We start from the raw sequence: 25,273 nt of genomic DNA on the forward strand, positions 1-25,273 counted from the left end.
TTTTCTTGGTAATATAATATGGGATTATTTGATCGTTTATTTGGAAAGAAAAAGGATACAAAAGAGCTTGTTGAAGAGCAAGAAACAGCTCAAAACCTTGAAGAAACTGTAGCTGATGAGAAAAATGAAGCAGCAGAAGAAACTGAGGTTGATACACAAGCTATTGATACAGTAGAAACTGTGGAAGAGTCTGAACAAGTTTCCACAGATGCTGCTAGTCAAGCTGAAGAAGTCAAAGAGGAAGCAGTTGCTGATTCTTCTCGCGTTATGGCAGATTACTATGCTAAAAAAGAAGCTGTAAAAGAAGCTATTGATCGTGGTGAAACAGTTGAGGTTGAGGCTGTTGATACTCGTCAAGAAGAACCAAAAGAAGAAGTTGCTTCACAAGCAGTTGAAACAGAAGAAGAAAAATACAATCGCAGCCTTAAGAAAACTCGTACTGGTTTTAGTGCTCGTTTGAATGCTTTCTTGGCTAATTTCCGTCGTGTGGATGAAGATTTCTTTGAAGAGCTTGAAGAAATGCTTATCCTTTCAGATGTTGGTGTTAACGTAGCAACACAATTAACAGAAGACCTTCGTTATGAAGCCAAATTAGAAAATGCTAAAAAGGCGGATGATTTAAAGCGTGTCATTATCGAAAAATTGGTTGAAATTTATGAAAAAGATGGCGTCTTTAATGAAAAAATCAATTTTCAAGATGATTTGACAGTGATGCTCTTTGTCGGTGTTAACGGTGTTGGTAAGACAACCTCAATCGGTAAACTTGCTTACAAATACAAAAACGAAGGTAAAAAAGTCATGCTTGTTGCTGCTGATACTTTCCGTGCAGGTGCGGTGGCTCAGCTTGCCGAATGGGGACGACGTGTCGGTGTTCCAGTTGTGACTGGTCCAGAAAAAGCTGACCCAGCCTCAGTTGTTTTTGATGGCATGGAAAAAGCCGTTGCTGAAAAGGTTGATGTATTGTTGATTGACACTGCTGGACGTTTGCAAAACAAAGATAATTTGATGGCAGAGCTTGAAAAAATTGGTCGTATCATCAAGCGCGTGGTGCCTGATGCTCCGCATGAAACACTTCTTGCCTTAGATGCTTCAACTGGTCAAAATGCACTTAGCCAGGCTAAAGAATTCTCTAAAATTACTCCACTGACAGGTCTTATCTTAACTAAAATTGATGGAACTGCTAAAGGTGGTGTCGTTCTAGCTATCCGTCAAGAACTTGATATCCCAGTTAAATTCATTGGTTTTGGTGAAAAAATCGATGATATTGGTGAATTTGATTCTGAAGACTTTATTCGAGGCCTTCTAGAAGGGATTATTTAAAGCTATGCTTAATTTTGTTAAAGCACATTTATCGACAATCCTTTTAACTTCGTCGGCATTGGTTTTAACTCTGATTTATTTAGCAGAAACTAAGTGGACTATCATGTTAATTTGGGGAGCTTTTACCTTGATTAACATTGCTAGATTAGTTTTTGCTTATAAAAAGCATTCATAAAAAAACACCTTCCAAATTGGAAGGTGTTTTCAATTCTCTAAAAGACACGGTAAACGTATGGGTTATCAGGTGCATCAGTTTCTTTTAGTTTTGAAATGTGTAAAACAGGCAAGGTTTGCTCCAAGGTTTTATCGTATTCAAGGCCAATAGTTCCTGTCGCGGTAATCCAAGTATTATTCGGATAATTTGAGGTATTACCTGTCGTTAAAAGTCCATAAACACCTGAGTCAGCAATACAATGGATGATTCCAAAACGGAAGAGAAATTGGTAGCCATCATGTCCTGGTTCGTTGTAGACAAATCCTGTGTAGGTGATATTACGTCCAGCAAATTCATCTGGGAAGAGATAGATGAGCTCCATAATTTCCATGTAGTTGTCTGTGGTAATGTTCACATCTCCTGACCCTTGATATTTCTTCATTTCCTTTCTCATCCCTTTATCGTAAGCCGAAGAAGTGAAATAAAGGCTAGTATCAGGTTTTAAATACTGAACACGTGTCCCGTCCTCACTGACAGTCCCGACAGAACCTGCAGCTAGTGGGAAATGGTATCCTTTTGCTGAGACTGTTGTTGAATCAAGATTAACTGTTGGAACTAGAAGTCCGATAAAGACAGGAATAACCAGAATCATTGGACTGGTAATCTTAGCAAATTTTCCATGTAAATGACTGTGCATTTTTATATCTTTTACCCAAACAATCAGTTGGACAATTGCTAAAAGAAATGACAGAACCATAGAAATATAAGCAAGATAAGCATAATGGGTATTGATGTACTGGTTCAATTTTCCTGAGATTTGCAAATACATGGTTAATTCAAAATAACCAGCTAAAATTAGAAAACGAATCATCCAATCACCCCCACAAGCATACAGTAAATCACAATCATGATGACAGATACACTAATGAACTCAACAATAAAGCGAACTTTAAATGATTTTAGCATCATCATGAGATTTTTGATATCGACCATTGGACCAATCAAAAGAAAGGCAAGAACCGGTGCAGTTCCGAACGATGAAAGAAGTGAGGCACCGATAAAGGCATCTGCTTCACTACAAAGTGATAGGATAAAGGCTAATAGCATCATGACAAGAATAGCTGTTAGCGTGTTACCACCGATTTTAGTTAAGATATGTGTTGGTAGATAGATTTGCATTGCAGAAGCTATCAAAGAGCCAAAGACTAGATAACGACCAGTGTCAAATAACTCATCAATAGCATGACCGAGGGCTAGAAAGATTTTTCTATACCACGGCTCTCCTGAGTAATTGTGAAAATGGCAAGGGGCTGCATTTTCTTTTAAAATATTGTCATCAACAACAAAACCAAGCATAATACCAAGTGTCATCGCAACGATGATGGCACCAAGTAGCCTTAATCCTAGAAAGCGCCAGCTATTTCCAAAGGCAGAGTAGGTCGCAAATAGCACAATAGGATTAATAATCGGCGCAGTTGCTAGGAAAGGTATTGCAGTATAACTTGGAACTTTCTTTTCCAAAAAACGTGTGATAATAGGAACAATTCCACATTCACAAGATGGAAAAACAAAGCCAACAAAGGTTCCAAAAACAATTCGTAGGAATTTATTTTTAGGAAGGAAACGTTGAACCAAATCTGGTGTTACGTAGACCTCAATGAAACCAGAAAGAATATTTCCAAGTAAAACAAAAGGAAGTGCCTCAATGATAATAGAAATAAAAATTGCAAACCATTGTAAGACACTAGCTGGTAATTGATTAAAAATGTCCATAAAACTTAATGAGTCGCTTTCTTCGCTTCTTTATTTTTACTTTTCTTTTCTTTTTCGGGGTCGCTAGAAACTTTAGGAATACTTGCAAAACTTGCAAACATTGACTCTAAGTCATCCTGACGTTTATGAGTGATAGCCATTATTGGGCACCTCTTTTCTAAATATAGTCATCAGTTATTATACTATCATTTAAAAAAATCAGCAAAAGCTAAGCGGATATTTATAAGAATGAATTTGATAAAATTCGGTAAAACATAAGTTAAATATTATCAATAAATCAGTAAAAAACACAGTTTTAACCGTTTTTTTGTTATAATAGAAAGGCTATGAAAAATGAAAATATACAAAAAATTGCTCAAGACTTATCTATTAAAGAGAACCAAATTACCAAAGTTCTCGAGTTAACAAGTGAAGGAAATACCATTCCTTTTATTGCTCGTTATCGTAAAGAAATGACTGGTAATCTGGATGAAGTTCAAATCAAAGCTATCATTGATTTGGACAAAAGTATGACAGCTTTAGCTGATCGAAAAGCAACTGTTCTTGCAAAAATTGAAGAGCAGGGCAAACTAACAGCTGAGCTTAAAAAAGCTATTGAATCAGCTGAAAAATTAGCTGATGTTGAAGAACTCTATCTTCCCTACAAAGAAAAACGTCGCACTAAAGCAACCATTGCTAGAGAAGCTGGTTTGTTTCCATTAGCGCGATTAATATTGCAAAACAAAGCTTCTTTAGGAACAGAAGCCCAAGCCTTTTTAACAGAAGGATTTGAAACAGCTGATAAAGTCCTAGCTGGAGCTTGTGAAATCCTTATTGAATCATTTTCAGAAGATAATCGTCTTCGTTCATGGGTTTACAATGAAATCTGGTCATATAGTTCAATCGTCTCAAACCTTAAAGACGAAAAGGCTGATGACACTAAAACTTTCCAAATCTATTATGACTTCACAGAGAAAGTTTCTAAAATTCAAGGCTACCGTATTTTAGCTCTTAATCGTGGTGAAAAATTGGGAGTTTTGAAAGTTGGTTTTGAACACAATATCGATAAGATGGTGCGTTTTATGGGATCTCGTTTCAAAAACAAAAATGCTTATATCGATGATGTCATCGCAAAAACCATCAAGAAAAAAATTGTTCCAGCCATGGAACGTCGCATTCATAGTGAATTAACAGAAAGTGCTGAAGACGGTGCTATTGAACTTTTCTCAGAAAATCTTCGTAACCTTCTTTTGGTCTCGCCTCTAAAAGGAAAAATGGTCTTGGGATTTGACCCAGCCTTTCGTACAGGTGCCAAGCTAGCGGTTGTTGACCAAACAGGAAAATTGATGACAACTCAAGTGATCTATCCTGTGCCACCAGCTAGCCAAGCTAAAATTGAACAGTCTAAAAAAGATTTAGCTGAATTAATCCGCAAATACGGTGTTGAAATTATTGCTATCGGAAATGGAACAGCTAGCCGTGAAAGCGAAGCTTTTGTAGCAGAAGTCCTAAAAGACTTTTCAGACGTTCCTTACGTTATTGTCAATGAAAGCGGAGCTTCTGTTTATTCAGCTTCTGAGTTGGCACGTCATGAGTTCCCAGATTTGACTGTTGAAAAACGTTCAGCAATTTCTATCGCACGTCGTTTGCAAGACCCGCTTGCGGAATTGGTTAAAATCGATCCAAAATCAATTGGGGTTGGTCAATACCAACACGATGTTAGCCAGAAAAAATTGGCAGAAAATCTTGATTTTGTCGTTGATACCGTGGTTAACCAAGTTGGGGTTAACATCAACACAGCAAGTCCAGCACTTCTATCACACGTTTCAGGACTTAATAAGACAATCTCAGAAAATATTGTCAAATACCGTGATGAAAATGGTTGTATCACTTCTCGCGAAGAAATCAAGAAAGTTCCACGTTTGGGAGCTAAAGCTTTTGAACAAGCCGCTGGTTTCTTACGCATTCCAGGAGCTGAAAATATCCTTGATAATACGGGTGTTCACCCAGAGTCTTATAAGGCTGTTGAACGCTTGTTGAAAGAATTAGCGATTACTGACCTAGATGATTCAGCAAAAACAAAATTACAAGCTGTTTCTATTGAAGAAATGGCTAAAAACATTAACATTGGTCAAGAAACGTTGAAAGATATTATCGCTGACCTTCTAAAACCCGGCCGTGATTTGCGTGATGACTTTGAAGCGCCAGTTCTTCGTCAAGATGTCTTAGATATTTCTGACCTTGAAATTGGTCAAAAACTTGAAGGAACTGTGCGAAATGTCGTCGACTTTGGAGCTTTTGTTGATATCGGTCTTCATGATGACGGCTTGATTCATATTTCACAAATGAGTAAATCATTTGTCAAACACCCTAGCCAAGTTGTTTCGGTTGGAGATGTGGTGACAGTCTGGGTTTCAAAAATTGACAAAGAACGTGGAAAGATTAATCTTTCGTTGGTAGATTTGCGTGAACTTAACTAATTTTGTTAAAAGTGTCTCAATTGAAGATTTTGGCAAAGAATTTCGTCATACAGCAGTTTGGAATAAGCGTTTGCGGACAACAGGCGGTCGCTTTTTCCCTGCTGATGGCCATCTTGATTTTAATCCTAAGATACTTGAGACCTTTGGAGATGATATTTTTCGAAAAATTGTTCGGCATGAACTTTGCCACTATCATTTGTATTTTGAAGGTAAAGGATATAAGCACGCTGATGCAGATTTTAAAGAATTGTTGCAAAAAGTGGATGGCCTTCGTTACGCCCCAACAATGGCTAGAAATGAGCATTTTCATTATTATAAATGCCAAAATTGCGGTCAAAACTATCGTAGAAAACGTCGCGTCAATACCCAAAAATACCGCTGTGGTCGTTGTCACGGAAAATTAATCAAAGTAGAAGAGACAAGTTTTTTTGAAAAAAATCCTGCTTCTAAAAATCAGTCGTAAGGCTGATTTTATTTTAGAAGGGATTAGGTATAATAGTTATAGTAAAAGAAGGAAGGGATAAAGATGAAATCAGCTCTTTATAAACAGCGAAAGAATAAACTGGTTTGTGGTGTTTGCGCCGGAATTGCTGATAAGTTTGGCTGGGATTTACCGTTAACACGTGTCCTAGCAGCATTGCTAATGTACTTTTATGGTTTTGGCATTGTGCTTTACATCCTCTTAGCAATTTTTCTTCCTTACAAAGAAGATATTACACGTGATCAATATGGTACTGGTCCGCGTAGAAGAAAGGATGCTGAAGTTGTCGATGATGACGATGACAATGACGGCTGGTTCTGGTAATCACTGACAAATTAAGTTTTTAATGTTGCAGTCAAAAAAGACTAGATAAGTATAACAGGAACTTATCGTAGCCTTAAGAAACGAGAAAGGTTTGGGAATTTTCCCAAGCCTTTTTAATTAACTGACGTGAGAATGCCTTCTCATAATAAATCCTGAAAACCCTGCGTGAGCGCTTACTTTTTAGCATGATTATGATATAATAATGAAAAAAGAGGAAAAGGATTGAACAGAATTGTTAATTCTTTGAAAATGGACGGACTGTCTAATTTTAAAGTTTTCAATTCATTTACATTTTTTGTAAAAAGTTCATGGTATGGGACATGTCAGTTACTGTAAAAATGTTAGTAGACAAGGTAAAACTTGATGTTATCTACGGTGATGATGACTTATTATCAAAAGAGATTACAACGTCAGATATTTCACGTCCAGGTCTTGAAATGACTGGCTATTTTGATTATTATTCACCAGAGCGTTTGCAACTTTTGGGAATGAAAGAGTGGTCTTATCTCACAAAAATGACCTCACATAATCGACGTCATGTTTTGAGAGAGATGATTAAGCCAGAAACACCAGCCCTTATTGTGGCACGCAATTTGGATATTCCAGAAGAAATGATTAGTGCTGCTAAGGAAAAAGGCATTGCTATTTTGCAAAGTCATGTGCCAACTAGTCGCTTATCTGGTGAAATGTCATGGTATCTGGATTCTTGTCTGGCAGAACGTACTAGTGTTCACGGTGTTTTGATGGATATCTACGGCATGGGTGTTTTGATCCAAGGTGATTCTGGTATTGGTAAAAGTGAAACTGGTCTTGAATTAGTTAAACGTGGCCACCGTCTTGTGGCTGATGACCGTGTGGATGTTTTTGCTAAAGATGAAGAAACACTTTGGGGAGAACCTGCTGAGATTCTACGCCATTTGTTAGAAATCCGTGGTGTAGGGATTATTGATGTGATGAGCCTTTATGGTGCGAGTGCTGTTAAAGATTCTTCACAAGTTCAATTGGCCATTTATCTTGAAAACTATGAATCAGGTAAAGTCTTTGACCGTTTAGGAAATGGTAACGAAGAACTTGAATTGTCAGGTGTTAAAATTCCACGTCTTCGTATTCCTGTTCAAACTGGTCGAAACATGTCTGTTGTTATCGAAGCAGCTGCCATGAATTACCGTGCTAAACAAATGGGATTTGATGCCACTAAGACGTTTGAAGAACGTTTAACACAATTGATTACCAAGAATGAGGAAAGCTGATGATTAATCCGATTGCGATTCAAATTGGTCCGTTTGCTGTTCGTTGGTATGCACTGTTCATTGTTTCGGGGATGCTTCTTGCGGTTCACTTAGCCATGAAAGAAGCACCGCGTCGTAAGATTATTCCTGACGACATCTTAGATTTTATCTTGGTGGCATTTCCTTTAGCTATAATTGGAGCTAGATTGTATTATGTTATCTTTGATTGGAATTATTATGCTAGTCAACCTTGGACAGAGATTTTTGCAGTATGGCATGGTGGTTTAGCTATTTATGGTGGATTGATTACTGGAGCGATTGTTCTGTTTGTCTTTTCTTACTACCGTGCGATTAACCCGCTTGACTTTTTGGATATTGCTGCTCCTGGGGTTATGATTGCGCAAGCTATTGGTCGTTGGGGAAACTTTGTCAATCAAGAAGCTTACGGTAAAGCTGTTAAAAGCCTCAATTACTTACCAGATTTTATTAAGAATCAGATGTACATTGATGGTAGTTATCGGGTTCCGACTTTCTTATATGAGTCGCTGTGGAACTTACTTGGTTTTATCATTATTATGAGCGTAAGACATCGTCCACACTTCTTAAAACGAGGTGAAGTGACATTCTTTTATTTGATTTGGTATGGTTTTGGACGTTTTGTGATTGAGGGGATGCGAACTGACAGTTTGATGTTTCTTGGCATGCGCGTGTCACAATGGTTGTCAGCGATTTTAATCTTGGTTGGTTTAGTGATGATTGTATGGAGAAGAAAACAAAAAGACATTCCATACTACCAGGAATAGGTGTTTTGTAGATAGGAGATAAGATGTTAGAAGTAGCTCTATTAATTTTAGCCATTGCTTTTGCAGTTTTGGTTGGCGTTTTTGTACCAATTGGTGTTAAACTATATAAAACAGTTGATGTTGTTAACGAGACTATTGAGGAATCAAAACAAACGATTAAAGTGTTGACAAGTGATGTTAACGTATCCCTTCACCAAGCTAATGAAATCTTAGCTAAAGCAAATGTTTTAGTAGAAGATGTCAATGGCAAGGTTTCAACAATTGATCCTTTGTTTGTGGCGGTCGCTGATCTTTCAGAGACAGTCTCTGACTTGAATGCTCAAGCTCGACACTTATCTCAAAAAGCTTCTCAAGCGACATCAAATGTTGGTAAAGCTAGTGCAGCTTATGCTGTCGGTAAAGTTGCCTCAAAACTATTAAAAAAGGAGAAAGAGCATGAGTAAATTATTGAGAAATGTGATTATTGGTGTTGCCTCAGGTGCAGCCGCAGCTTATTTCCTATCTACTGAAAAAGGTAAAGAATTACAGAAAAAAGCAAGTAAAGCATATCAAGCTTACAAAGAAAATCCTTCTGAATACCATCAAAAAGCTAAAGATAAGGCAACAGAATACACTGACTTAGCAGTAGACACTTTTAACGATTACAAAGAAAAATTTGAATCAGGCGAACTAACAACTGATGAATTTCTTGAAATCGTTAAAGAAAAAGGTCAAGCAGCTGCTGACTATGCGACTGAAAAAGTATCAGAATTAACATCAAAAGTATCTGATGTCGTTGACGATGTTGCTGATAAAGCAGAAGATGTCAAAGAAGATGTGGAAGCTGAAGTTGATGATATTATCATTGATTACACAGCAAAAGAAGATGAAACACCTTCTGAAGAACCAAAAGCTGAAGCTGAAAAATCAGAAGAAGATACTAAAGCATAATAAAAAGGCGGTCCAAAGGGCCGCTTTTTTCGTATTAAAAAACTCCCAGCAATGGGAGTTTTGTTTATCAATGTCTTAATGACCAAATAATGCTTGAAACAGCTGACGTAATGGCTAGGCTGATAAGAGAGGCAAACAAGAAAGCCCAGATTGGCGCCAGATTCAAGACAAGTAAAAAGAAAGATACCACTACAGTGGAAATAGCAAATAAAGCGATACGGGCAAAGAACATGAGTTCCTTGAGCTTAGCGCTTCTGTGATTAATTTCCTGAAATTCGTAAAATTTAGGGGTATCATCTACCTGAAGATGTTGTTCTTGTTCTTCAAGGTCTTTATGTTGCTTTAACGGTGTTGGCATAATCCCTCTCCTCTATTTCAACTGATATCATACCATAAATTAATATATTTGTCACCTTTTTTTAAAAAAAGCTCTTGACTCTTTGTCAAAAATATGTTTAAAATAGTTGTTCCTCTTTTTTGTTTCAAAATGAGGATTTCTTTTTGAGTCTCTCCTCTCATAAAGTTTTGCTCATTCTGAAGCTAGATAAAAATACTTTAGAAAGCTATAACAAAAGGATTCTGAGGAGATCTGAGTGACGAATTGTTATAGGAGTGGTATAATTAAAACGTTATGGAAAAAATAATTATTACTGCGACAGCTGAATCTATTGAGCAGGTCAAAGAGCTCTTAGATGCAGGTGTTGACCGCATTTATGTGGGTGAAGAAAATTATGGTTTGCGTTTGCCGCACAATTTCACGTATGATGAACTTCGTGAGATTGCTGATATGGTTCATGCCGCTGGTAAAGAATTGAGTGTTGCATGTAATGCATTGCTCCACCAAGACATGATCAATGCCGTTCGACCATACCTTGATTTCTTGAAAGAAATTAAAGCTGATTACGTGGTAGCTTGTGATGCTGGACTTTTCCACATCAACAAACACGAAGGTTACAACTTCAAGATGATTTACGATGCTTCAGTTTTCGTGACATCAAGTCGTCAAGTAAACTTCTGGGGTGACCACGGAGCAAGTGAAACAGTTCTTGCGCGTGAAATCCCATCAGCAGAGTTGTTCCAAATGTCTGAAAATCTTCGCTACCCAGCTGAAGTACTTGTTTACGGAGCAACTGTTATTCATCATTCAAAACGTCCGTTGTTGCAAAATTACTATAATTTTACACACATTGACGATGAAAAAACTCGTGAACGTGGTCTTTTCCTTGCTGAACCAAGTAACAAAGACTCACATTATTCAATTTACGAAGACAAACACGGTACACACATCTTTGATACTGATGACCTTGATATGATGCCAAAAATAACAGAGTTGGTTGAACACAACTACACACACTGGAAATTAGATGGTATCTACTGCCCAGGTCATGATTTTGTTGAAATTGCAAAAATCTTTGTGAAAACAAAAGCCTTGATGGAAGCTGGTGAATTCACATCAGATCAAGCTTTCTTGTTTGATGAAGAAATCCGTAAATTGCATCCAAAAGGACGTACACTAGGAACTGGATTCTACGAATTTGATCCAGAAGAAGTCAAATAAGGCTCACGCAAATATCTGTTTATCATGATTGAGTTACTATTTCAGGGCATGATAAGCAGGATTACACAGTTAAATGGATAAAGCTTAGCGTTTATCAAAAATCATTTTTACTATCTTGAAAATAGGAAGATTATAATGTCAAAAAATAATTTTAAACGTCCAGAGGTTTTAGCACCTGCTGGAACTCTTGAAAAATTAAAAGTCGCTGTAGATTACGGAGCAGATGCAGTCTTCGTAGGTGGTCAACAATACGGTCTTCGTAGCCGTGCTGGTAACTTCTCTATGGAAGAATTGCAAGAAGGGATTAACTATGCCCATGCTCGCGGTGCTCGTGTGCACGTCGCAGCTAACATGGTTACTCACGAAGGAAACGAAGTCGGTGCAGGAGAGTGGTTCCGTCAACTTCGTGATATGGGATTAGATGCAGTTATCGTATCAGACCCAGCCATGATTACAATTTGTTTAACAGAAGCACCAGGTTTAGAAGTCCATGTGTCTACACAAGCTTCTACAACTAACTATGAAGCATTCGCTTTCTGGGAAGAAGTTGGTGTATCACGTGTTGTTTTGGCGCGTGAAGTTGGGGTTGCTGAAATTGCAGAAATCCGCAAACACACATCACTTGAAATTGAAGCCTTCGTTCACGGGGCAATGTGTATCGGTTATTCAGGACGTTGTGTCCTTTCAAACCACATGAGTCACCGTGATGCTAACCGCGGTGGATGCTCACAATCTTGCCGTTGGAAATATGACCTTTACGATATGCCATTTGGTCAGGAACGTAAAAGTCTTGAAGGTGAAATTCCAGAACCATTTTCAATGTCATCAGTTGACATGTGTATGATTGAACACTTGCCAGATTTGATTGATAATGGTGTTGATAGCTTCAAGATTGAAGGTCGTATGAAATCAATTCACTACGTGTCAACAGTTACAAACTGCTACCGCGCAGCTGTTGATGCTTACCTAGAAAGCCCAGCAAAATTCGAAGCCATCAAAGGCGAATTGCTTGATGAGCTTTGGAAAGTTGCTCAACGTGAATTGGCAACTGGTTTCTACTACAAAACACCAACAGAAAACGAGCAACTCTTTGGCGCTCGTCGTAAAATACCACAATATAAATTTGTCGGAGAAGTTGTTGCCTTTGATGAAAGCACAATGACAGCAACAATCCGTCAACGTAACGTTATCCTCGAAGGAGATAAGGTCGAATTTTACGGTCCAGGTCTTCGTCACTTTGAAACAACTATCAAAGATTTGCACGATGCTGATGGAAACAAAATCGACCGCGCTCCAAATCCAATGGAATTACTAACAATCACTGTCCCACAAGCGGTTCAACCTGGCGATATGATTCGTGCTTGTAAAGAAGGGCTCGTTAACCTTTACAAAAACGATGGTTCCAGCAAAACTGTTCGCGCATAATTAATGCAGTAATAATAAAAAAACGAACGACTGATAAACATTTGTGTTTAGGTCGTTCATTTTTTATTGAGATTTTGCAACTGAGATTTTCTAACTGTCGGTGGCACTAAGCTTAGACGCTTGATGTCATCAATAGGAATAATGGTTGAAATGTTCTTTTGGAAGTTCTTCAAAATGAGCTTGCCGTTTTTAGCATCGTATTTGACCAAATCTCCTGTAAAACTATCGTCCTCATAAATGGCATGAAGGGCAAGATGCTTGTTTTGGGCTTCCTTGATGATGGTAATGATTTTATTAGCTTTTAAATTAATCTCACTTGTCTGTGGCGCTCGAAAGTCAATGTAAGCTTGCGCTTGTTTTTTAAATTGCTTAATAATATTTTTCATAGTCATTTATCCTAAAAATTGATAAAATGATTATACACCTTTTAAGAAAAAAAATAAATAATCAAAAGTTTAGAAATTTTTTACGAATATATTAAGTAGGAGGAGATAAATATGTCAGAATTTAAATTTGAAATCGTTGAACACTTGCTTACCCTATCAGAAAGCGATAAAGGATGGACAAAAGAATTGAACCGTGTCAGCTTTAACGGTGCTGAACCAAAATTTGATATTCGCTCTTGGAGCCCAGACCACAGCAAGATGGGCAAAGGTGTGACACTTACAAACGATGAATTCAAAATCATTTTGGATGCTTTTCGTTCATGATAAAAAAGTCAGCTAATCATTTTTCAAAATGGTTGGCTGTTTTTTTGTGATTAAGGCTGGTCAAATGCCACTTTTTCCTCTATAATAGCCATTGTAAACGTAATCATAAGATTTTTAGGTGAGGACAAATGGCAAATTTTCAGTATAAAAACTATATTTTTGATTTTTACGGTACCTTGGTTGATATTGAGACTGATGAGAAAAATCCCCAATTATGGGCGCAAATGGCAGAACTTTATCGTGCTTATGGAGCTGATTATACTGGACCAGCTCTAAAGACACATTATGATGCTTTGATTAAACGCCAAGAAGAGCAGTTGCGTAAGCGACTAAAACTAGAACATGTCGAAGTTGATTTGGTTCATGTCTTTATCGAACTCATGTTAGAAGCGCCGCAAAAACATGCGACAGATAGTATCATTCTTGATTTGGAAACTTGGGGAAATCTGATTGCTCAGACCTTTAGAATGCTGTCACGCAAAAAATTGCAAGCTTACGAAAATACGCTAGCCACTTTGAAAACATTAAAAGAAGCAGGAGCTACGGTCATTTTACTTTCAAATGCTCAGCGTGCATTTACCCAAGCAGAGATTGAAATGACAGGATGCAGAGAATTTTTGGATAAGATTTACATCTCGTCTGACCACAAAATGAAAAAACCGCAAGTTGACTTTATGAACCTTGTCCTAAAAGAAAATCAGTTTGATCCAAAAGAAAGTGTCATGGTCGGCAATGACTTCACCAGCGACATGGCAATCGCACAAGCAGCAGGCATGGATGGCATTTTGCTAAACACCTTCCCATACAGCCAAGAAGACATTCAAAACCTTAACACCATGAATGCCAAAGTGATTAATGATATCAGTGAGTTGGTGGGGTGAGAGAATGAAAAAGAGTTTGGAAATTTTCCAAGCTCTTTTTATGTTATAAAGATTAGTAACGTTTCAAATGCTATAATTTCTTAACTTATTGTTTGAATAATAAAGTAAAGCGACTAAAAGCAAAGCTCCTGCAAATAGTACAACAAAAATGCGCCATGATAAGAAATCAGCAATAAATCCAAAGAACAGAGAACCAATGGCAAGTGTTGGAATAGTTATTGTATAAAAAGCACTAAATACTTTTCCAAGGTGCTCATTCGGAATCTCAGTCTGTAAAATTGGCTTTTGAGCAACATGTGTTACTCCTAAAAATAAGCATGACATAAACCAAATTAGCAAGATGACGAAACGATTTTGTGCCAATGCAGTGGATCCAATTCCGATTCCAAAAATAACAGTTGCTAGCCAAAAAGCTTTACCGTAACTTAGTTTTTGTAATAAAAAATTTGCCACAAAGGTTGTTCCGAGCAAAGTTCCCACAGCACAAGCAGATACTAAAAGACCGTAAAAGGCAGAGTTACCAACTTCTTTAGCAATTAGGAGTTGATAAACGTTGAATCCACCAAAGAGAAAGTTAAGAATAGCCCCTCCAAGTGTAATTGAAAATACGACTTTATTTTTCAAAATAAAGCGAAGTCCGCTAAGGAAGTCTGTTTCTTCAACACTTTTTTCAATTTTTTCTTTAAATCTTATCTTTCTAAACAAAATGATTGATCCCAAGAAAGTAAAGACATCAATAAAAAGTAAAGGAATATAACTGATAACAGAAAGTAAGAATCCACTAATAGCAGTGAAGACGTATTCTGTTCCGTTGTAAGCTATAGACATATACATCTCTGCTTTTGCTAAATCTTTTGAAGCGACAATCTTTGGAACCAGCGCATCTTGAACAGTGTAAGTATTTAGCCCGACAGTTGAGGCGATGAAAACACAAGTAAAAATAATGGCTAAACTAAGATTAGCATTTATGCCTTTTAGGCACATTCCCATAATGATACCTAGTACGGCTAATAGTTGTGCCCACTCTAATAGTATTAATAGAAATTTTTTAGGGTGAGAGTCAATCTTCTTGCCAAAAACAAAAGAAAAGGTATTGGGAATAAAAATTAAAAAATTCAATAGCCCAACATACCAAGCGCTATTTGTCATTTCTAAGACATACCATGATAGAACAATAGTGTAAATTGAATCACCACAATTGCTAATTAATCGTCCCAGAAATACATGACTAAAGTCTTTATATTTTTTTAATATCATAAATCGTCCTTTCGCTGCCATAATTATAGCTGATTTTAATATTTTGTCAATATAAAAAATATTTCGATAATTTTTGCTGAGTTAAATTAAAAAAATCCCCAGAGAAATATGGGGGTTCTCTCACAAAAACAATTCTTCCAATTTGACGATAATATTGCTGATTTCTTCTGGGCTTTTTTTAAAGTCACTTTCAATCCATGCGGAAATGATTCGCTCAAAAGAGGCGCAGAAGGCTTCAATAATCAAATCATCAGTTATTTTACTTTTTTGTTTGATTCTATTTTTGAGATTAACATTTGTTGTGACCAATCGTTCTAGTAGTACACGAACGGTTTTTGAAAATTGTACATGAGGCGCTTGTGAGATGACTTTGAAGTGTTTGGCATCATCTTTAATATACTTTAGACTTTCGAGGATTTTATCTGGTTTATCAAGATTTCCCTTGGATAAAATATTCCAGAATCTTTCGGAGGTTTCGTCACTGATGGTTGTTGCTAGGTCATCTTTATCAAGAAAATGCTGGTAAAAAGTTCCGCGGCTAACACCAGCTTTTTTGGCAATGTCAGCGACTGTGATTTCTGAATAAGTTTTGTCAAAAAGCAATTCAATAAGGGCGTTTTTTAGGCTTTCAACGCTGCTTGTTTTTCGATTAATCGTCATATTTTTCCCTTAATTAAACACATTATTAAAATCTGTCATGGTTTTTGGTTTGTTAATATTGTATTATTTTTTCGTAAAATGTTAAAGCGTTGACTTATCGTATTAAGCTTTTTGAAGCATAATGGGGTATGAGTTTTTATGAAGAAAGGATAGGAATATGTCAAAGACAAGAAAAGTATTTGGGTTCGTCGGATTAGTTCTTGCCATGTTTATGGGAGCTTTGGATGCTACTATCGTTAATATTGCCTTACCAGACATTATGAAGCATCTCAATTCTAGTTTGACAGATACGAGCTGGGTTTCAACGATTTATGTTTTGGCAATGGCTGCTTTTATTATTACAGCTTCTAAGCTCGCTGATTTGTATGGTCGTAGATTAGTTATGCTGATTGGTGTTGCTATATTTGGAGTCTTTTCATTTGCTTGCATGATGGCAAATTCGCTAAGTTTTTTAATTGCTTTCCGATTTTTCCAAGGAATCGGTGGGGCAATTTTGACACCGATTGTTTTACCAATGGGGATTGCACTTTTTGGAAAAGCAAACACAAGTAAGGTAACAGCAGTTATAGGTGCATTCAGCGCTTTGGCTGCAGCAAGCGGTCCAGTCATAGGTGGCTTTATCATTAATTGGGCAAGCTACAATTGGATTTTTGGAATTAATATTCCAATTGCTTTGATTTCTTTTGTGCTTATTCTAGTTGGCAATGAGGAATCTTATGATTTTAGTATTGCTAAAGAAATTGACTGGCTTGGTATGGTATTTTTGACTTGTGCCTTAGGAGGTTTGACATTTGGTCTTCTAGAAGGAAGAGAATATGGTTGGACGTCAACTATCATTTTATCAAGCTTTGCTATTAGTTTAGTTGGCTTAATCTTGTTAATTTTTGTAGAAGGAAAAGTAAAATCACCGATTATTGAATTATCACTGTTTAAAGAAAAGACCTTTACAGCCTCAAGCATTATTTACATGATTTTTGGTTTTGCAATTATTGTACCGTCATTGATTTTGAATTACTTCCTTCAAAATGTTCGTGGCTATAGCGCTCTTCATTCAGCTTATCTTATCGTGCCAACCTCTTTAGCGATTGCTGTGGGAATGCCTCTAGCAACCAAAATGTACCAAAAACTTTCTGCGAAACTTCTTATTGGTATTGGGATGTTTATCACAGCAGCTGGACTTTTTATGCTAAGCTTAGTTCAATTTGAAACTTCAGAAGCTATTATCATTTGTTGTAATGTGATTATTGGTCTTGGTTTAGGATTTATGGCGATGTCTATGACTGCTTCTGTAAGATACCTTCCTGTTATTAAAGCAGGAATTGGTTCTGGGATTGTCAACGCTTCAAGATATATTGGGCAAGCGATTAGTATGGCATTACTTGTGACTATTTTGAATGCTAATATTAACACGGCTAAGGATAATATCAGGCATGATGCTTATGTTCAAATTGATAAGCATCAGTTATCAAATTCAGTGAAAATAGTTGCTAAAAAAGAAATCAAAGAAGTATTTGAATCTACAAGCAAGACCACTGATTCTTCTAAACAACAAAGCCAAATGTTTACGAAGGTAAAAGCTGCAGCTAAAAAGACTGATAATCTTCCTCTCCCTAAGAAAGGCAGTGATTATCGAAAACTCTATGATGCCAATAGTCAATTAGTCGTAGGCTCAGAAAAAGTCGTAGCCAATCTTCCAAAACAAATCAGCTCAGCCTTAACACCTTTAAGCCAAGGACAAACACAACTAGGACAAGGTATTCAACTCCTAGCCCAAAAAGAAGAACTAACCGATACCTTCCAAAAAATTAAAGACTCAAAAAACAAAAATCTTAGCCAAGCCTTTAACCAAGTCTTTATTATCGGTTCTTTGATTGTCCTAATCACAAGCCCACTCGCTTACTTCACTGATAAAAAAGAAAAAAAGTGATGGAGAAAATTTGAGTATAGGAAAACCACCTGCTAAAAAGTAGGTGGTTTTTGATGAAAAAATCTAATTTTTAGATAATTAGAGTATTGAAAAAGAGGGTTAGAAGTATTAGAATAGCGAGGAGAGTATATTTAATAAGATTTTAGATACATTAATAATGTAAATAGTAATCTTATGCAGAAGACAGAAAATAAAAAGATTTTTGAAAAAGTGTTAAATGATTTTATAAAAAATAGCAAAAATTATTTGATAAGGATGAAAGGAGAGGGATTAAGTATGTCACAAATTACTACTGTTAATTTATTTCTTTTAATATTTATTTTTTTCTATTTTCTTATGAAAAGAAGATATAGAAAATTTGGATACTCTCCGTCTAATAAATTGATTGATAGAGATTATAAAAAATGGTATCGATTATATTGTACTTCAATGAATAGAAAAAGGGTAACAATATATGAAATTGACAGAATGATTTTGGAATTAAAGAATATTTTATTAAAAAAAGGTGTTACCAAGACTATTGTTGATGATTATATAGTTATGTTGGAAGAAAATGATCAAAAATTAGGTTTTAAAGACTTAATTATTGCAGTTCTCGGATTTATTAGTGCAAATTCTTGGGTGAATGATCAATTAAATAAGGTTAATGCGAAAAGTTTACTAAGTGCAATAAATAATGAAGAGTCTAAACAAAAGTTTTTATTTTTAATTCTAATATTTTCTATTCTTCTTGCGGTGATTTTATTATTTGTTTTTCTATATATAATTTTCAAAGTTGATTCAACAAATAATGAAAATCAGAAATTGGTTTTATTAAAAAGATTATCTACTATTTGGGATTTTGATATAAACACAGAAGTGAAAACTTTTGATGATTTAGAAAAATTTCGGAAAAATGGATCAGGTAATGTAGATAATATAATTTATTCAAAAATTGAATTTCCCCGTTCAAGTATTGATAAATGTATAGATAATTCTATCGGTGATAAAGTAAATATTATATTGTCTTTTTTTAGTGATTTGTTTTCAAATTCAAAAGATGGGATTGCCCAAATAATTTCAAAGATTATAAATATTATTATTGGTTTTACAGTATTTATTATGGCAACTACAATAATTATTTCTTTGAATTTATTGTTTTGGATAATTGATTCCATGACCATTAACTTAGTAATTAGACGGGTGATATTTCTATTGTTTCTTATTTTTCTTGTTTTTGCATTTATTTTAGTGTTTAGCATATATAATTCTCAAATTAGTATTAATATTGATGAAAGAAAAAAACTTAGGGATATAGCGGATTATCAAATTGTTCTGATAAAAAAAAGAGTTATTTGGGGGTGGATACAAGGAATCCTCTATTTTTTAGTCATTGCTGGAACTTGGTACTTTCTGTATTTTCTATGGAAAGAAGTACATTTTAATCATCCCTTATTTATAATTTTACAAGGAGTTTTCTTTTCTATTTTTTTAATAGTAGGCTATATTGTTACTGTTGAAAAAAATATACAGTAAGAATAAATACTTTGCGGATTGAGTTTTGTTAGTTGATAAGCAACTTAAACTTAATAGAGGTTATTGTACGAAATGCAATAATAGGGTCACAATATTGGATCGTTAAGTGTGGAAGTAGCAGTTAAAATTGTTTTGTTTTCACTAACATAATTACATTGATTTAGGTTTATTCTGAAAAGAAAAAGACACTAATATATTTTTAGTGTCTTTTTTTGTGATCAATTTCGCTTGAAAAGATTTCCGTAGTATGAAATGAGTTCTTCCTCATTTTTGCGTTGTTTCAGGTGTGCAACATATCTATCTAAAATTGTTTCTGAATACTTTTTATCGGTTTTTAAAAAATTACTGATACTTGTAACTTTTCCAGCATCAAATTCAGTTTTGTAGTAGTCAGTTATAGCTTGAGTTAACTCAAGTACTAAGTCTGTAATTAATTTATCAATGTCATCTTCATGGTAATTAGATATAAATGAACCAAATTCAAAGTTATCTGAGATATTTGAATGAGCTGATGTTTCAATATCTTTGTTTGTTAAGGAGTAAATAAAGCCAAATAAGGCAAAAATAGCGAGTTTACCATTGCTTAAAATATTAACTTCATCAGCTGTCATTCGATCATCAGTACCGTTTTTAAAATTTTGAATTATTTTATCAACCCTTTTACTTAAGTCGATTAAATCAACTAAGAAATCAATTCTGTTAGGTTCTTTATCATATTTTTGTAAGAATACTTTTCTATAATGGGCATTATTAGCAAATAAAGAGGCTTTATTTGATCTAGCAGTACCTGGTCTTTGTAAAACAAAAGAAAAGTATAATTGTGCTAAATCATCATTTTTGATTTTTTTGTCTGAATATTTTCGTGGTGCAGTTATTCCTCTTTTAATTTCTAAGAAGAAGTCACGATCCAGAAGTAATTGCTTTAATTTTATCATTTCAGGGGAATTTGATTTTAAGTCTCTAGGTTGAATTGGTTTTTGTGAGTTTGTTGCTTCAGCTATTTCATTATAGAAGCTCATAGAATTATTTTCATCCAGTTTTTCATTACTTTTAATGATTTTACACATTACATAAAAATCAAGATCATCAGACTCATAGTTTTTAGCTATTAGAGTAGTAGTTTGACCTCCGTTAACGATCGAGAAGTCGTAGACATTTACTGTATTTCCATCAAGGTTATAATCACTACAAGCGATTGTAAGTCCATTGTTTTTAAACCAAAAATCATCTCTATCTTTTTTTATAGTTGTTTTTATGGCTTCGTCCACATTTTTAGATTTTATATATCTTCTAATGTTTAAGTTAAATAATCCATTGCTTTCATAACGGTCAAAGGCTTCCTTTAGACTTCCTGCACTGACATTAACGATGATTCCTTCAGTTGAATTCGACTGATAGTGAAGATAATTTTTGGGGGTATCGATTTTAAATTTATATTCTGGAACTACTTTAAGTTCGGTTTTTAAGTCGTTTATAGTTTTTTCAATGTCGGTTAAATCATTGAAAATTAAGTCAGAATACTGAGCTCTTCCCTCAACTCTTGAAATGACCTTGCTAGTATTGAAAGAAGATAATGATGTAAATATATAATCAATATTTCCTTCATTATCATCGGTCAATCGATCTAATACTTCTAAAACTTTTTGCTTTAAGCTTGTACTGTAATTTGATGTTTGCATTTTGTAAAAATTTTGAATAGTAGAGTCGAGTTTTTCTATTTCAGCAACTGCATCATTAACAGAAATTTTATTAGAATACTTATTTTGACCAATTATTACTTTTGAGTTTTCATCATCATAGTAAATGAAATCTATACCACCATCTGAAACACCGTCAGTGATGTTTTGATTAATGATGTTATACCAATTTTTTTGGTAATCTATTGAGTTATAACAGAATAATGAACATATTAAAAAATCGAAGGCTTTTTCCTTTGATAATTTATTACCAAATTGTTCACTCAATTTAATTATTTTTTGAATTTCATTATCTAATATCGCTGACATAATTTTTCTCCTAATTTTATATGTAACAATTGTATCAAAAAAACATCTCTATCTTAGAGATGCTTTTTGAATACAAGTTTAAATTTGGTGATTATTTCATTGTAGGGAATAACAAAGCATCACGGATTGTTGTTGTATCTGTAAGGAGCATGACAAGACGGTCGATACCGATACCAAGTCCACCTGTTGGTGGCATACCGTATTCAAGGGCTTCGACGTAGTCGTAGTCAACACCTGTTGCTTCGTCATCACCAAGTTCTTTGGCTTTAGCTTGTGCTTCGAAACGTGCCAATTGGTCGATTGGGTCGTTAAGCTCTGAATAAGCGTTACCGTATTCTTTAGTCATGATGAAGAGTTCGAAACGGTCAGTGAAGCGAGGATCTTCTGCATTTTTCTTAGCAAGTGGAGATACTTCAACTGGGTGTCCGTATACGAATGTTGGTTGGATCAATGTTTCTTCAACAAATTCTTCGAAGAAGGCGTTGATGATGTGACCAACTGAAGTGAAGTGTTTTTCAACTGGAACGTTTTTCTCTTTAGCAAGTTCTTGAGCTTCTTCAAGAGTCATTTCTTTCCAGAAGTCTACACCAGTCACTTCTTTGATAGCATCAACCATGTGGATACGTTTGAATGGTTGGTCGATAGCAATTTCAGTACCTTGGTAAGTGATAGGTCCGTTACCGTTAACAGCAGCAGAAGCATTTTGGATGATGCCTTCTGTGATGTCCATGATATCTTTGAAGTCAGCGTATGCTTCGTAAAGTTCGATCATAGTGAACTCAGGGTTGTGAGTTGCATCCATACCTTCGTTACGGAAGACACGTCCGATTTCATAAACTTTTTCCATACCACCAACGATAAGACGTTTCAAGTGAAGTTCCAAAGCGATACGAAGAACCATATCCATGTCTTGAGCGTTGTGGTGAGTGATGAATGGACGAGCAGCAGCACCACCAGCTTCGTTGTGAAGAACTGGAGTTTCAACTTCTAGGAAACCAAGTCCATCAAGGTAACGACGGATTTCTGAGATGATTTTTGAACGTGTGACAAAGCGTTCAAAGCTTTCACGGTTTGAAATCAAATCAAGGTAACGTTTACGGTAGATTGTTTCAACGTCTGTAAGTCCGTGGAATTTTTCTGGAAGTGGACGAAGTGCTTTAGACAAGTGAGTGATGTGAGTGGCTTTGATTGTCAATTCACCCATGTCTGTACGCATGATTTCACCTTCGATACCGAGGAAGTCACCGAGGTCTGCTTTTTTGAAAATTTGATAGTTTTCGTCACCAACAGCATCTTTACGGACGTAGATTTGGATTTGACCATCGCGGTCTTGGATGTGTGCAAAACCAACTTTACCTTTACCACGTTTAGTCATTAGACGACCAGCGATAGTAGCTGTTTCGTTAATTTCATGTAATTCTTCTTTGGTTTTGTCAGAGTATTTTTCTTTTAATTGACCAGAAGTAGCTGTGCGTTCAAATCGAGTTCCGAAAGGATCGATGCCTTGTTCAGCCAAAGCTGCCATTTTTTCACGACGCACGATTTGTTGGTCGTTTAATTCTTCGATGTGTTCGTTTGACATGTTTTCCTCCAATATATATTCTTTCCTATTGTAACATAAATGACGCTAGAATTCACTTTATTTTTGCTTGTGTTAGGGTGGCTTTTGGCAAGAAAGTGTTTTCTGGTCGCAGAATTGACTTTAATTGAAAAGAAGGGCAAAAAATAGTATAATATGTGACGGTAAAAATAACTTAGAGAGAAAAGAGATTCATGATTACTTCAATTGTTTTTGATGTTGACGATACGATTTATGACCAACAGGCGCCTTATCGCATTGCCGTTGAGAAATGTTTCCCTGACTTTGATATGAGTAAAATCAATCAAGCTTACATTCGTTTCCGTCATTATTCAGATGTTGGCTTCCCACGTGTTATGGCTGGTGAATGGACAACTGAATATTTCCGCTTCTGGCGTTGTAAAGAAACTTTGCTTGAATTTGGTTACCGCGAAATTGATGAAGCGACTGGTGTGCACTTCCAAGAAATCTACGAAGAAGAATTGGAAAACATCACAATGCTTGATGAAATGCGCATGACGCTTGATTTTCTTAAAGAAAAAGGTGTTCCAATGGGAATCATCACAAATGGTCCAACTGAACACCAATTGAAAAAAGTTAAAAAACTTGGTCTTTACGACTACGTTGACCCAAAACGTGTTCTTGTCAGCCAAGCAACTGGGTTCCAAAAACCTGAAAAAGAAATTTTCAACCTTGCTGCTGAGCAATTTGATATGAACCCTGCGACAACACTTTACGTTGGTGATTCTTACGACAACGACGTTGTTGGTGCCTTCAATGGTGGCTGGCACTCAATGTGGTTTAACCACCGTGGTCGTAGCTTAAAACCTGGTATCAAACCAGTTTATGACGTGGCTATTGATAACTTTGAACAATTATTTGGAGCTGTAAAAGTTCTCTTTGACCTTCCAGATAACAAGTTCATCTTTGACGTCAATGACAAGAAAAACCCAATTCTTGAAATGGGAATCAACAACGGCTTGATGATGGCAGCAGAACGTTTGCTAGAAAGTAACATGAGTATTGATAAAGTTGTTATCCTACTTCGTTTGGACAAACAACAAGAAAAAATTCTTCGTATGAAATACGCAAGACACAGTAAATAAAGAAAAGCTCTCCATAAGGAGAGCTTTTTTGTACTTAAACTATTTTTCTTTGTAGTAAGTATCATTCCATTTGATACAAGAGTATTGGTCGAAGTCAAAGGTTTCAATGACAGTAACACTACCGTTGTCCAAGCCACCATTAGAGCGTAGAACCGCAGGCTCATAACCGAGCAAACTTCTGATTGAAGCTGTGAAATTTGCGCCGTGTCCAACAAGAAGAACATGTTGGTAAGGTTGGCCTTTCATTGAACGGATAAAGCCCTCAACGCGTTTTGTGGTTTGATAAAGTGATTCAGCGTTGAAAATATCGTTATCAAATTTCGCCAAATTGTGACGGAAGGCATCCATTTGTGTCGGATAGATGTCAGTCATTGTTGAGATTTTACTACCTTCAAGTCTTCCAAGATGCCATTCGCGCAGCGCTGGTTGAAAACTAATCGCTTTTGGATAATTGCTACGTGACATGATGATTTTACAAGTATCACTGGCACGTTTTAAATCGCTGGAAAAGACAGCATCGAATTTGATATCTTTGAGGTAGTCTCCTAATTTTTCAAGATCTCGAACAGATTCTTCCAGTAGTGGGGAGTCGCCATTTGCTCCTTGAAAACGCCCTTCGAGATTCCATTGTGTTTTACCATGGCGTACAAAATAAAATTTCATTCTTGTACCTTCTAATCTAAACCATTATTGGTGTGAGTCGTCGCGTAAGTCAGCAAATCTTGCTCCGACAAAATCAGCCAAGGTTTGGCTGTCGATGCGGATTGAGCGTCCAACTTCACCGGCAGAGACAATCATTGTTCCCATTTCTAAAGCACGGTTATCGATAAAGATTGGGAAATTGTGTTTTTGGTGAATGCCGACAGGATTATTTGCCCCGTGAATATAACCTGTTGTTTTTTGAAGATTCTTTTGTGGAATCATGCTGACTTTTTTATTTCCAGAAACTTTGGCCAATTTCTTTTCGGAAAGGTGTTCGGTGATTTGTACGATTCCGATTAGAGGACCAGTTTTATCACCACTAAGCGCTAAAGTTTTGAAAATATCTGATTTTTCAATGCCTTCAGGTAGCTCGTCTTTCAATGCGTTGATGGCTAAGCTATCGTGTTCAATTTTGGCTTTATCTAAAATTTGGTCGACCAAAGTCTTTTTAAGTTTTGCTTTTTTTGCCATATT

Annotated in this window: 26 protein-coding genes; 15 read left to right on the top strand and 11 right to left on the bottom strand. The window is 35.9% G+C overall.

All coding sequences use genetic code 11. The features are described from left to right. Positions 1 to 18: 18 nt before the first annotated feature. Positions 19 to 1,320 (top strand): signal recognition particle-docking protein FtsY, encoded by a 1,302-nt coding sequence (gene ftsY, locus BLP98_RS00655; RefSeq protein WP_074481436.1) that lies wholly within the window; start codon positions 19 to 21, stop codon positions 1,318 to 1,320. Positions 1,321 to 1,532: 212 nt separating this feature from the next. Here the strand turns inward: ftsY and BLP98_RS00665 are convergent, their stop codons facing one another. Genes BLP98_RS00665 through BLP98_RS00675 form a run of 3 tightly spaced genes read right to left on the bottom strand, consistent with a single transcriptional unit; the run spans position 1,533 to position 3,387 of the window. Next, positions 1,533 to 2,345 (bottom strand): TIGR03943 family putative permease subunit, encoded by an 813-nt coding sequence (locus BLP98_RS00665; RefSeq protein WP_074481438.1) that lies wholly within the window; start codon positions 2,343 to 2,345, stop codon positions 1,533 to 1,535. Next, positions 2,342 to 3,247, bottom strand: coding sequence for a permease (locus BLP98_RS00670; RefSeq protein ID WP_074481439.1), 906 nt, complete (start codon positions 3,245 to 3,247; stop codon positions 2,342 to 2,344). Before BLP98_RS00670 ends, BLP98_RS00665 begins: the two co-directional genes overlap by 4 nt. A gap of 5 nt (positions 3,248 to 3,252) precedes the next feature. Beyond that, entirely contained in the window at positions 3,253 to 3,387 is a 135-nt protein-coding gene (locus BLP98_RS00675) for an SPJ_0845 family protein (RefSeq protein WP_074481440.1), read from the bottom strand. Positions 3,388 to 3,573: 186 nt separating this feature from the next. Between BLP98_RS00675 and BLP98_RS00680 the strand changes: the two genes are divergently transcribed. The 7 genes from BLP98_RS00680 (at position 3,574) to BLP98_RS00710 (ending at position 9,473) form a co-directional block, all read left to right on the top strand. Further along, positions 3,574 to 5,706 carry a Tex family protein gene (locus BLP98_RS00680; RefSeq protein ID WP_074481441.1) on the top strand — a complete coding sequence of 711 codons (2,133 nt, stop codon included), beginning with the start codon at positions 3,574 to 3,576 and terminating at the stop codon, positions 5,704 to 5,706. Further along, positions 5,693 to 6,169 (top strand): SprT family protein, encoded by a 477-nt coding sequence (locus BLP98_RS00685; RefSeq protein WP_074481442.1) that lies wholly within the window; start codon positions 5,693 to 5,695, stop codon positions 6,167 to 6,169. Before BLP98_RS00680 ends, BLP98_RS00685 begins: the two co-directional genes overlap by 14 nt. Before the next feature lie 63 nt (positions 6,170 to 6,232). After that, complete coding sequence (locus BLP98_RS00690) at positions 6,233 to 6,511, top strand: PspC domain-containing protein (RefSeq protein WP_074481443.1); 279 nt, start codon at positions 6,233 to 6,235, stop codon at positions 6,509 to 6,511. Positions 6,512 to 6,831: 320 nt separating this feature from the next. Continuing rightward, complete coding sequence (gene hprK, locus BLP98_RS00695; protein ID WP_327084531.1) at positions 6,832 to 7,761, top strand: HPr(Ser) kinase/phosphatase; 930 nt, start codon at positions 6,832 to 6,834, stop codon at positions 7,759 to 7,761. Next, positions 7,761 to 8,543 (top strand): prolipoprotein diacylglyceryl transferase, encoded by a 783-nt coding sequence (gene lgt, locus BLP98_RS00700; protein ID WP_074481445.1) that lies wholly within the window; start codon positions 7,761 to 7,763, stop codon positions 8,541 to 8,543. The genes hprK and lgt overlap by 1 nt, the downstream gene beginning before the upstream one ends. 23 nt (positions 8,544 to 8,566) lie before the next feature. Continuing rightward, complete coding sequence (locus BLP98_RS00705; RefSeq protein WP_074481446.1) at positions 8,567 to 8,986, top strand: DUF948 domain-containing protein; 420 nt, start codon at positions 8,567 to 8,569, stop codon at positions 8,984 to 8,986. Beyond that, positions 8,979 to 9,473: a YtxH domain-containing protein gene (locus tag BLP98_RS00710; protein ID WP_074481447.1), complete on the top strand. Its 495-nt coding sequence runs from the start codon at positions 8,979 to 8,981 to the stop codon at positions 9,471 to 9,473. The genes BLP98_RS00705 and BLP98_RS00710 overlap by 8 nt, the downstream gene beginning before the upstream one ends. A gap of 67 nt (positions 9,474 to 9,540) precedes the next feature. On the opposite strand, the gene BLP98_RS00715 is transcribed toward BLP98_RS00710, so the two are convergent. Continuing rightward, positions 9,541 to 9,831, bottom strand: coding sequence for a DUF3270 domain-containing protein (locus BLP98_RS00715; RefSeq protein ID WP_014335084.1), 291 nt, complete (start codon positions 9,829 to 9,831; stop codon positions 9,541 to 9,543). Positions 9,832 to 10,104: 273 nt separating this feature from the next. On the opposite strand from BLP98_RS00715, the gene BLP98_RS00720 reads away from it, so the two are divergent. Continuing rightward, positions 10,105 to 11,031, top strand: a complete 927-nt coding sequence (locus BLP98_RS00720; RefSeq protein WP_074481448.1) for a peptidase U32 family protein — start codon at positions 10,105 to 10,107, stop codon at positions 11,029 to 11,031. 135 nt (positions 11,032 to 11,166) lie between these two features. Continuing rightward, the gene (locus tag BLP98_RS00725; protein ID WP_074481449.1) at positions 11,167 to 12,456 is read left to right on the top strand and encodes a peptidase U32 family protein; all 1,290 of its coding nucleotides are present in this window, start codon (positions 11,167 to 11,169) and stop codon (positions 12,454 to 12,456) included. A gap of 56 nt (positions 12,457 to 12,512) precedes the next feature. Here BLP98_RS00725 and BLP98_RS00730 read toward each other — a convergent pair whose 3' ends face one another. Continuing rightward, positions 12,513 to 12,842: a hypothetical protein gene (locus BLP98_RS00730; RefSeq protein ID WP_074481797.1), complete on the bottom strand. Its 330-nt coding sequence runs from the start codon at positions 12,840 to 12,842 to the stop codon at positions 12,513 to 12,515. Between the two features lie 111 nt (positions 12,843 to 12,953). On the opposite strand from BLP98_RS00730, the gene BLP98_RS00735 reads away from it, so the two are divergent. Continuing rightward, positions 12,954 to 13,166 (top strand): YdbC family protein, encoded by a 213-nt coding sequence (locus BLP98_RS00735; RefSeq protein WP_014335080.1) that lies wholly within the window; start codon positions 12,954 to 12,956, stop codon positions 13,164 to 13,166. A gap of 128 nt (positions 13,167 to 13,294) precedes the next feature. Continuing rightward, positions 13,295 to 14,047: an HAD family hydrolase gene (locus BLP98_RS00740; protein ID WP_074481450.1), complete on the top strand. Its 753-nt coding sequence runs from the start codon at positions 13,295 to 13,297 to the stop codon at positions 14,045 to 14,047. A 63-nt stretch (positions 14,048 to 14,110) separates the two neighbouring features. Here the strand turns inward: BLP98_RS00740 and BLP98_RS00745 are convergent, their stop codons facing one another. Both BLP98_RS00745 and BLP98_RS00750 read right to left on the bottom strand, forming a co-directional pair. Then, positions 14,111 to 15,304, bottom strand: coding sequence for an MFS transporter (locus BLP98_RS00745; protein WP_074481451.1), 1,194 nt, complete (start codon positions 15,302 to 15,304; stop codon positions 14,111 to 14,113). Positions 15,305 to 15,424: 120 nt separating this feature from the next. Then, positions 15,425 to 15,964 (bottom strand): TetR/AcrR family transcriptional regulator, encoded by a 540-nt coding sequence (locus tag BLP98_RS00750; protein WP_074481452.1) that lies wholly within the window; start codon positions 15,962 to 15,964, stop codon positions 15,425 to 15,427. Positions 15,965 to 16,121: 157 nt separating this feature from the next. Here BLP98_RS00750 and BLP98_RS00755 point away from each other — a divergent pair, with 157 nt between their 5' ends. Both BLP98_RS00755 and BLP98_RS00760 read left to right on the top strand, forming a co-directional pair. Then, positions 16,122 to 17,891 (top strand): MFS transporter, encoded by a 1,770-nt coding sequence (locus tag BLP98_RS00755; RefSeq protein ID WP_074481453.1) that lies wholly within the window; start codon positions 16,122 to 16,124, stop codon positions 17,889 to 17,891. 174 nt (positions 17,892 to 18,065) lie between these two features. Further along, positions 18,066 to 19,406: a hypothetical protein gene (locus BLP98_RS00760; protein WP_074481454.1), complete on the top strand. Its 1,341-nt coding sequence runs from the start codon at positions 18,066 to 18,068 to the stop codon at positions 19,404 to 19,406. Positions 19,407 to 19,624: 218 nt separating this feature from the next. Here BLP98_RS00760 and BLP98_RS00765 read toward each other — a convergent pair whose 3' ends face one another. Together BLP98_RS00765 and lysS are read right to left on the bottom strand one after the other, a co-directional pair. Then, positions 19,625 to 21,412, bottom strand: a complete 1,788-nt coding sequence (locus tag BLP98_RS00765; protein ID WP_074481455.1) for an AIPR family protein — start codon at positions 21,410 to 21,412, stop codon at positions 19,625 to 19,627. A 91-nt stretch (positions 21,413 to 21,503) separates the two neighbouring features. Continuing rightward, positions 21,504 to 22,994: a lysine--tRNA ligase gene (lysS, locus tag BLP98_RS00770; RefSeq protein WP_074481456.1), complete on the bottom strand. Its 1,491-nt coding sequence runs from the start codon at positions 22,992 to 22,994 to the stop codon at positions 21,504 to 21,506. A gap of 191 nt (positions 22,995 to 23,185) precedes the next feature. Between lysS and BLP98_RS00775 the strand changes: the two genes are divergently transcribed. Further along, positions 23,186 to 24,097, top strand: a complete 912-nt coding sequence (locus BLP98_RS00775) for an HAD family hydrolase (RefSeq protein WP_074481457.1) — start codon at positions 23,186 to 23,188, stop codon at positions 24,095 to 24,097. A gap of 39 nt (positions 24,098 to 24,136) precedes the next feature. Here the strand turns inward: BLP98_RS00775 and BLP98_RS00780 are convergent, their stop codons facing one another. Beyond that, complete coding sequence (locus BLP98_RS00780; RefSeq protein ID WP_039696539.1) at positions 24,137 to 24,760, bottom strand: histidine phosphatase family protein; 624 nt, start codon at positions 24,758 to 24,760, stop codon at positions 24,137 to 24,139. A 24-nt stretch (positions 24,761 to 24,784) separates the two neighbouring features. Further along, positions 24,785 to 25,270, bottom strand: coding sequence for an aminoacyl-tRNA deacylase (locus BLP98_RS00785; protein ID WP_074481458.1), 486 nt, complete (start codon positions 25,268 to 25,270; stop codon positions 24,785 to 24,787). Positions 25,271 to 25,273: the final 3 nt, after the last annotated feature.

It is taken from the genome of Streptococcus equinus (genome assembly GCF_900104225.1).
GTDB classification, from domain to species: Bacteria; Bacillota; Bacilli; order Lactobacillales; family Streptococcaceae; genus Streptococcus; species Streptococcus equinus_D.